At 66.4% G+C, this 8,032-nt stretch carries 7 protein-coding genes and 1 pseudogene; 6 read left to right on the top strand and 2 right to left on the bottom strand.

All coding sequences use genetic code 11. The features are described from left to right. From CQY20_RS32505 to CQY20_RS32480, 6 genes and pseudogenes are all read left to right on the top strand, one after another. A pseudogene (locus CQY20_RS32505) lies at positions 1-210 on the top strand (hydrogenase maturation protease); the annotation flags it as partial. Positions 211-213: 3 nt separating this feature from the next. After that, positions 214-468 (top strand): HypC/HybG/HupF family hydrogenase formation chaperone, encoded by a 255-nt coding sequence (locus CQY20_RS32500; RefSeq protein ID WP_097945259.1) that lies wholly within the window; start codon positions 214-216, stop codon positions 466-468. Positions 469-744: 276 nt separating this feature from the next. Continuing rightward, positions 745-1,476, top strand: a complete 732-nt coding sequence (locus CQY20_RS32495; RefSeq protein ID WP_097945258.1) for a hydrogenase assembly protein HupF — start codon at positions 745-747, stop codon at positions 1,474-1,476. Positions 1,477-1,480: 4 nt separating this feature from the next. Next, positions 1,481-2,158, top strand: coding sequence for a D-sedoheptulose-7-phosphate isomerase (locus CQY20_RS32490; protein ID WP_097945257.1), 678 nt, complete (start codon positions 1,481-1,483; stop codon positions 2,156-2,158). Positions 2,159-2,484: 326 nt separating this feature from the next. Continuing rightward, positions 2,485-2,958, top strand: coding sequence for a peptide-methionine (R)-S-oxide reductase MsrB (gene msrB / locus CQY20_RS32485; protein WP_097945255.1), 474 nt, complete (start codon positions 2,485-2,487; stop codon positions 2,956-2,958). A 261-nt stretch (positions 2,959-3,219) separates the two neighbouring features. Further along, positions 3,220-4,587 carry a DUF3422 domain-containing protein gene (locus CQY20_RS32480; protein WP_163700759.1) on the top strand — a complete coding sequence of 456 codons (1,368 nt, stop codon included), beginning with the start codon at positions 3,220-3,222 and terminating at the stop codon, positions 4,585-4,587. Positions 4,588-5,163: 576 nt separating this feature from the next. On the opposite strand, the gene CQY20_RS32475 is transcribed toward CQY20_RS32480, so the two are convergent. Together CQY20_RS32475 and CQY20_RS32470 are read right to left on the bottom strand one after the other, a co-directional pair. Beyond that, positions 5,164-6,075, bottom strand: coding sequence for a trehalase-like domain-containing protein (locus tag CQY20_RS32475; RefSeq protein WP_207767363.1), 912 nt, complete (start codon positions 6,073-6,075; stop codon positions 5,164-5,166). A gap of 335 nt (positions 6,076-6,410) precedes the next feature. Then, on the bottom strand, positions 6,411-8,032 hold a 1,622-nt coding region (locus tag CQY20_RS32470), incomplete at its 5' end, for a transketolase family protein (RefSeq protein ID WP_109789777.1).

Raw genomic sequence — 8,032 nt, 5'->3', positions numbered from 1 at the left:
CACGCGATGGACCCGGCTGCGGTGTTCGCCAGCCTCAACGCCCTCGGCGGAACACCGCCCTACACGATCGTCATCGGCTGCGAGGTGGCCAATGTCGACGAGGGCATCGGCCTGTCCGACGTCGTCGCGGCCGCGGTGCCCGGCGCGGTACAGACAGTCGAGGACGTAGTGAACGGCCTATTAGCACGGGCCGCAGTTGGGCAGGGCTGAATCATGTGTCTGGGAATCCCGGGACAGGTGGTGAGAATGTTGGAGGGCTACGGAGGTCAGTTGGCCCTCGTCGACGTCGCCGGTGAGCACCGCAAGGTGAACATTGGAATGCTGCCCGAAGAGACCTTCGCACGCGGTGATTGGGTGATCATCCACATGGGGTTCGTCGTGGAGAAGACCGACAAGGCCGGCGCCGCCGCCGCGATGTCGGGCCTGAAACTGATGGGCACAGGCATAGGCATCGAAGACCCGCCATGACCAGCTGGCACTGGTTGTGTGTCTGGCATAGGTTGCGGACGGCGTCGGCTTCCGGCTTTCCGCACACACGGCAGTCGCCTCGGGGCTGGACTCGAAGACCACGACGAACGGCGGTCGCATGGGCAGCAACAGCCCAGGCCACGCTTGATTGGTCGTCAACTCTTCCTCCGAAAGCGTTTGCCCCGTAGCGAGATCGGAGGACACTGGCGGATAGCCGGGGTCCGCGATGAGCTGCTTGTCCGAATTGGACGTGGTCCCGTGAGGAGAGATTATGAAATGACGACTAGTGTGCAACCGGGTGGGTCCTACGTCGATACCGAGCTGTCTGCTGATCTGGCGGCCGCCGCGTTGGATCTGGCCCGCAGATTCCACGATGGCGCCACCCTGTGGGTGATCTCGCCGCGATGGGAACCGCACGCTCACCACGTCGCCGTCGAGTTCGTCCATCCGGTCATCATGGGTAAGCGGGCGTTGCCATCCGTCGCGCTTGTCGAACCGGACCCCGTGGCGCAGGTGCGGGTTGCGAGTCAGCCTGGTGACCTGCTCATCGCGGTCGCATCGGCCGATGAACCGGCGGTGATCGATGCGATGCGCCGCGCTCGGGCGTGGGGAGTTCTGACGCTGTGGATCGGTTCGGGTCCGCGACCGCCGGCTGGCGCGGCCAACCACATTCTTTGGATCGACTCGGATGATCCGATGCTGCCTGCCACCGGAACCTTCGTGCTGATCTACCACCTGCTGTGGGAGCTCACGCACGTCTGCTTCGAACACCCAGGACTGCTCAAACCCCCCGCCGACGAGGGCACCGACGAAGTCTGTGTGACCTGCAGTGACGAGGGCCGCCTTGCCGAGGTGGTGCTGGGGCCAGCCGACGCGACCAATCAAGCGCTCGTCCGTACGGCCGCAGGTGAGGAATGGGTGGACGTCACGATGCTGGGTGATGTAGCACCCAACGACCTCGTTCTGGTGCACGCGGGTGCCGCAGTCACGCAATTGAAAGCGACGTGATCCGATGACAGAGCCTGAAGACACCAGCTTTCTGTACCCGTTCATAGAGTCGGAAGAGACCGACGCCACCAGTCTGCTCGACGACCTGGCGGCGTCGGCCCGGGGCAAAGCCGCGGACAGCGCACGCCTGCAGGGCGAGTCGCTGGACGAGTACAGCACCGCGTTGACAATGGCAGGAAGCGCCATGGCCGAACGTTTCAGCCGCGGCGGCCGGTTGTACACCTTCGGCAACGGTGGCAGCTCCACCGACGCGGCGACACTGGCGTCGCTGTTCAGCCGGCCGGCGCGCGGTCGTCCCGTCGCGGCGTGGTCACTAGCCGCCGACAACGCGGTGGTGACCGCGCTGGGGAACGACGTCGGGTTCGAGCTGATCTTCAAACGCCAGATCATCGCCCATGCCCGCGACCGCGACATCGCGATCGCGTTGTCGACCTCGGGCAGCTCGGCGGACTTGTTGACGGCGATCTCCGAGGCACGACACCGGGGCCTCTTGACCATCGGGTTCTCCGGTCACGACGGCGGTCGGATGGCGATTGCCGAGGACCTCGACTTCTGCTTCACGGTGCGCTCGCAAAGCATCCACCGCATCCAGGAGAGCCATGCCATGCTTGGCTTCCGGCTGTGGACAGTGGTACAGGAACACATGGCGTCCGCACCACACAGCCAAGCGCAGGCCAGATGACTGGCGTTGCTGAAAGGACATGAGCAGTCGCTGAAGCTGATGACCTAACCAGCCTCCGCAACCACCTCGAATAGCGCGGGCGTGCTGGATCTCCCGCGGAGCCATTGTGCGCTTTGCTGGCCCGGCCACCGCCACGTGTGTGCTCCGACCCCGTAGTGCACCCTGGCCACTTCGAGCCCGCGACCGCGTACTCGAACCACAGGTGTGTCGGCGGGCACTCCAACCCCCACATCCACCAGAAGTCACAACAAAGACCGAGACCAACAGCCGTGATCCTGCGATACCTTTTGCCACAGCGTCTCGTTCAATGAGCCTTAGGAGCACAGGTGGTGCGCAGCTACTACAAGAATCTGGCCGGCGTTAAAGCCCTAAGCCCCGAGCAGTATCGGGTCACGCAGGAGAACGGCACCGAGTGGCCGTTTGCCAATGAATACTGGGACAACAACGCGCCCGGCATCTACGTTGACGTCGTCTCCGGTGAGCCACTGTTCGCCTCCATCGACAAGTTCGACGGCGGCACGGGCTGGCCAAGCTTCGCCAAGCCGATCGATGCGGACAACATCGTCGAGCAGCAGGACTTCAGCCACTTCATGATTCGCACGGAAGTACGGTCCGCCCATGGAGGCAGCCACCTTGGGCACCTGTTTATCGGCGGCCCACTGGAGGCCGGGGGCATAAGGTACTCCGTCAACTCTGCATCGCTGCGATTCATCCATCGTGACGAGCTTGCGAAGGAAGGGTACGGCGAATATCAGCGGCTGTTCACCGCCTCAACCAACGCCACAGAGAGGCGATCGTGATGGCTCATAAATGGCTTCCTCGAGCTCAACATCGTAGCGAGCTTCTTTGATTCGGCTCACCATGGTGCCAGCAGTTGTCGCCCCGCCTAACGCCCCAGCGACAACTCTTGACCCTGAATGCTGGTTGCAGCGTCGACAGCACACGCGGCCAACCTGGATCGCTGTCATGCCGCCGCGACATGACGTTTCATGATCACCGGGGCCGCGTCAAGACCGGTTTCGCCGCAGCGGAACCGCCTGCCGGATACTGCCGTTTCGGGCATGGGCGAGGGTGAGCCGATGGCGCTGGTGACCGCGATGCTTCCCCAGGATGCGTCTGGGCGGGCGGCCGCGCACAACGAGGTGCACGTGCGTCCGGCGAGGCCGCTTCCGGTGCCCTCGATGACCACCCAGTTGACGGTGCTGACCGAGTCGAGCTCGGCTGCGGCGGAGACCGCACACCTGCATGGTCTTGCCGCTGCGTACGGCGTGGCTGTCGCCGCCACGGACGTGGGCCTAACGCTTGAGCTTGACCATCAGACGGGACTGTCCTGGGAGAAGCACGACGACTACTCCCTGTACACCATCCATCAGCCCCTCGACCCAGCGGCATTCGGTGCCGATGCCGACCTGTTGGCGTTGCTGCCGTTGCCCGCGGGATGGTTGGCGGCGATCCCCGGCCGCACGCTGGCCGCGGTGCACGCCGTACTGTTGCCCGCACATGGTTGGTCCGACGAGGAGGCGGCCGAGTTCGCCCAGCGAATCCTCGGGCGGGGCAGGCTGCTTGGGTCACGGCTGCGCGACGACGCCGCGCGGCTGTATACCACCTACCAGCTATATCCGGACGGCACCTCGCGGTTTCTGATCTTGTTTGAGCCCGTGACCGAGGGCCGGGCCGGGCGAATCGCCGGGTCGCTACTGGACGTCGAGCGCTACCGGATGTTGGCGCTGCTGGCCTACCCGGCCGCACGTGGCATGGTTCCGCGCCTGGTCGAATTGGAGGCGCAGCTGGCCGAACTGGCGCGCGGCATCGAGGATGAGCAGCGCGACGACCGGGAGCTGCTCGACGAGCTGATTGGGCTGGCGGCGGTCGTCGAGTACGAGATCGCCACGCACGCAGGACGCTTCGACGCCGCCGGGGCCTACTACGCGATCGTGCAACAACGCATCGAGTACCTACAGCGCGCGTCGCTGCCCGGGCTGATGGGGGTGTTCACCTTCCTGCGCCGGCGGCTAGCGCCGGCGATGGCCACCGTGGACGCCGCCAAGCACCGGATGGAGGCGCTGTCGGGGCGGGTTGCACGCACCGCAGACATGCTGCGGACCAGGGTCGAAGTGGCCGCCGAGACGCAGACCCAGGAGCTGCTGCGCGAGCTACGCCGGGGCCAGGCGCTGCAGCTGCGCTTACAGCAGACCGTCGAGGGACTGTCGATCGCGGCGATCTCCTATTACATCGTCGGGCTGGTCGGCTATTTTGCCAAGGGCCTGAAATCGGTGGGCTTGCCGATCGACGAGAGCTTGGTGGCCGCGCTGGCCATCCCGCTGGCCGTGCTGGTGGTCTGGCGCACCGTGCGTAGGGTGCGCCACCGCGTTCACGACCCCGACGCCGATGACGCCGCGTCCGCCGACGATCGCGCCCGGCGACGGTAACGGAGGTCCGTGACCTGATCGCATCGCGGTGTGGATCTGGTTTGGATCTGCGAAGCGTCGGCGGCGGCCTAATGCTCACGACAGGTTAGAGTTAGACCGTCGTGATCCACGGAGCCGACGCCTTTCTCGATCTGGAGCGCGAGGGCGTCGAGGACATCGGCCACGTAGAAGTGGTGTTCGATGTGCTCGGCGGCGAAATTTTTGATCGCTCAGCACAACTCGTGCGTCCGGGCGGCGCGGTCGTCAGCATCGCGGAGCCGCTACAGAAGCAACCCGAGGGAGTGCGAACCATCTTCTTCGTCGTCGAGCCCGCCAGTACCCCCCTCTGGGTCTCGAAGGCAGGCTGCAGAAGGGTGTGCTGCGTCCGGACGTCGGGGCGGTCGTTCCACTCTCGAAGGCGGCGTCGGCATTCGATCCGACGAAGCGGCGCAAAGGCAAGACGATTGTTCAACTCGCGGCGTCGTCGAGGTCGGAAAGCAAGCCGACCTCAATGTGATCGACCACCGGTGGGCGCCGGGGCCGGCTGGCCCGCCTCTGCGCTGGACCGCGCATACAAGATTAGCGGGCTAAGCTAAGCTAAGCTAAGCATCCGGGAAAGCAGTGTTGAGCAACTCGTTCTGATCGGGCCGCGACGATCGCTCCGGACGGGGCGAAGCTGAGACCCTTGAGGGTTAGAGCACTGCGCTGCAGATGGCCGCGCCATGGATGGTCAGGGAACATGCCGCGATCAAGCCAGTGCTGCCAGTGGTGGCAGGTCCAGCGGAGCCGGCACACTGCCTCGTCCAGCGTCTTCGGCGGGGCGTGTTTGCTCCACGACAGCGCGACGAACCGGCGCTGTCCCTCCTTGAGTAGCGTCCGCGCGGTCGCCGTGGGGCCCTCGAACCCGACGTTCAGGTCCGTCGTGAGGCGCAGCCGCGGCCTGCCGCCTTCCGATGCCGGAGGGCCGGCGACATCTGGAACCGGCTCAGCGATTGCCTCGTGGTAGCCGTCGCCGGTGTAGGACCAGCGTGGCGGCAACCGGCCATAGTCGAACCCGCGAGTACAGTCCATGTCGACCTGCACCTGACCGTTGACACATCGGAGCAGGCGCAGCAAGACGTGCGCCGCGTCGTAATCGGTGGGCGCCCGGCGATGCGTCATCGACCGCTCGTCCTCGTGATGCCACGGGCCGATCAGCAGGGCGTCGGCGACGACAAGCCAGCCACCCGGCGTCCACCAGCTCGTCTCGACCACCATCGTGCCCGGGATGTAGCGGCGCGCGGAAGGGACGTCGACCCCCGCCGGTCCGATCCGGAAGCGTCCGGCGTCGCGATCAAGAATGGCACCGAACACGCTCCGAGAGTCCATCCGTGGCAGACACTGCCACTCCACCGCACCGTCGGGCGCGATCAGCGCCGTCGTCTCGCAGTCGAACAAGAACGCATAGTCTTCGATCGGCGGAAAATGGCTCTGATCCATCTCGAGCCCGCTCGTCGCCCCATCGACCACGGCAGTCCACCTCCCCAGACGATCGCTCGGCGCTGGATACACGCAATCGACCGTTTGACAGGTCAACGGTACCGGCGGTTCCCGCGTCGTGAGCGCGGGACTTTGAAACAGAAATCGGTGGCGCCGTTGCCGCCACAGGACCCGAGCCCGCAGCCTGCGCCACCCGATGCGGGTGGCCAGCGTCCTACCTCACCCGCTGTTGGCGTTCGGTGACCGCGGCCAGGTGGCACGCCCGCCCAGCGGCCGGCGGCTTGCACAGTGGCGTCGGTGACCAGTGACCCGCATCAGGTCCAGCCGCAGTTTCCGGTCCGGGAGCAGCTAGCGGACCCGCTCGGTCACTGCGCTAGGGTCTCGGCGCTCTCTGACGTCTCAAGGGTGACGCCGGGCGGGTTGGCCTCGTGCTCGAGGCCGAGCTGGGTCCGGGCGGTAGCGACGATATTCTCGACGGTGAAGCCGAACTTGGCCTGCAGCACCTTCAGCGGCGCCGACGCGCCGAAGGTGCTCATCCCGATGATCGCACCGGTCGGACCCACCCAGCGGTCCCAGCCGAACGTGGAGCCCTTCTCCACCGACACCCGGGCCATGATCGACGGTGGGAGCACCTCGTCGCGGTAGGAGCGCGGCTGCTCGTCAAACAGTTTCATCGACGGCATGCTGACCACCCGCGCCCGGATCCCGTCCGCGATCAGCCGTTCGTAAGCGTCCACCGTCATCGCCACCTCGCTGCCGGTGGCGATCAGGATCACCTCGGGCGCACCGGAGGGTGGGTCGGCCAGCACGTAGGCCCCGCGCGCCACCCCGGCCGCCGACGCGTAGCGCTCCCGGTCCAGGGTGGGCAGCGGCTGGCGGGACAGCATCAACGCCACCGGCTCGTGGCGGATCGGCATCAGCGCCCGCCAGGCCTCGGCCACCTCGTTGGCGTCACCCGGGCGGATGTCGATCATGCCAGGCATCGCCCGGATCGAGGCCAGGTGCTCGATCGGCTGATGCGTCGGCCCGTCCTCACCAACCCCGATGGAGTCGTGCGTGTAGACATGGATCAGCGGCAGCTCCATCAGCGCCGAGAGCCGCAGCGCGCCACGCTGGAAATCGGAGAAGATCAGAAAGCCGGCCTGGTAGGCGCGCAGCTTGGACAGCGCGAGTCCATTGGCGACGGCCGCAGCCGCGTGCTCGCGGACCCCGAAGTGCAGGTTACGCCCGGCCCGGTCGGCGGCCGAGAAGTCGCCCGCCCCGTCGAAGGTCATCCGGGACTTGTTGGACGGCGCCAGGTCGGCCGAGCCGCCGACCAGCCACGGCACCCGCCGCGCGACCGCGTTGAGCACCTTCCCGTTGGCGTCGCGGCCGGCCACACCCTTGGCGTCGGCAGGGAAGCCGGGGATGTCAGCGTCCCAACCCTCCGGCAGGGTGCGCCGCTGCATGTGGTTGAGCTGCTCGGCCTGCTCGGGGTACTCCGCGACGTAGCCGGCGATCAGCGCCTCCCAGTCCCGGCGCAGACCACCACCGCGCTCGCGCATCCCGCCCCCCACGTGGTCGGCCACCTCCGGGGGCACCAGAAACGTCTCATTCTCCGGCCAGCCGTAGAACCGCTTGGTCGCCTCGACCTCCTCCACACCCAGCGGCTCGCCGTGCGCGGAGTGCGTGCCCGCCTTGTTCGGCGATCCGTAGCCGATGATGCTGTCCACCACGATCAGCGTCGGACGCTCGGTCTCGGCCCGGAATGCGTCGAAGGAGGCGCCCAGCGCGGCCAGGTCGTTGGCGTCGGAGACGTGGCGCACCGCCCAGCCGTAGCCGGCGAACCGGGCCCGCACGTCCTCGGAGAACGCCAGGCTGGTGGCACCCTCGATGGTGATCTTGTTGTTGTCGTAGATCCAGCACAGGTTCGCTAGCTGTACTGCCCAGGCAGGTTGGTTGAGGAAGTGTGACGACGCGCTGTAGCGGTCGTTGATTGGTGAGGGTC

The sequence above is a fragment of the Mycolicibacterium agri genome (assembly GCF_002553505.1).
Taxonomy (GTDB): domain Bacteria; phylum Actinomycetota; class Actinomycetes; order Mycobacteriales; family Mycobacteriaceae; genus Mycobacterium; species Mycobacterium agri.
This window is presented reverse-complemented; position numbering and strand designations above follow the sequence as displayed.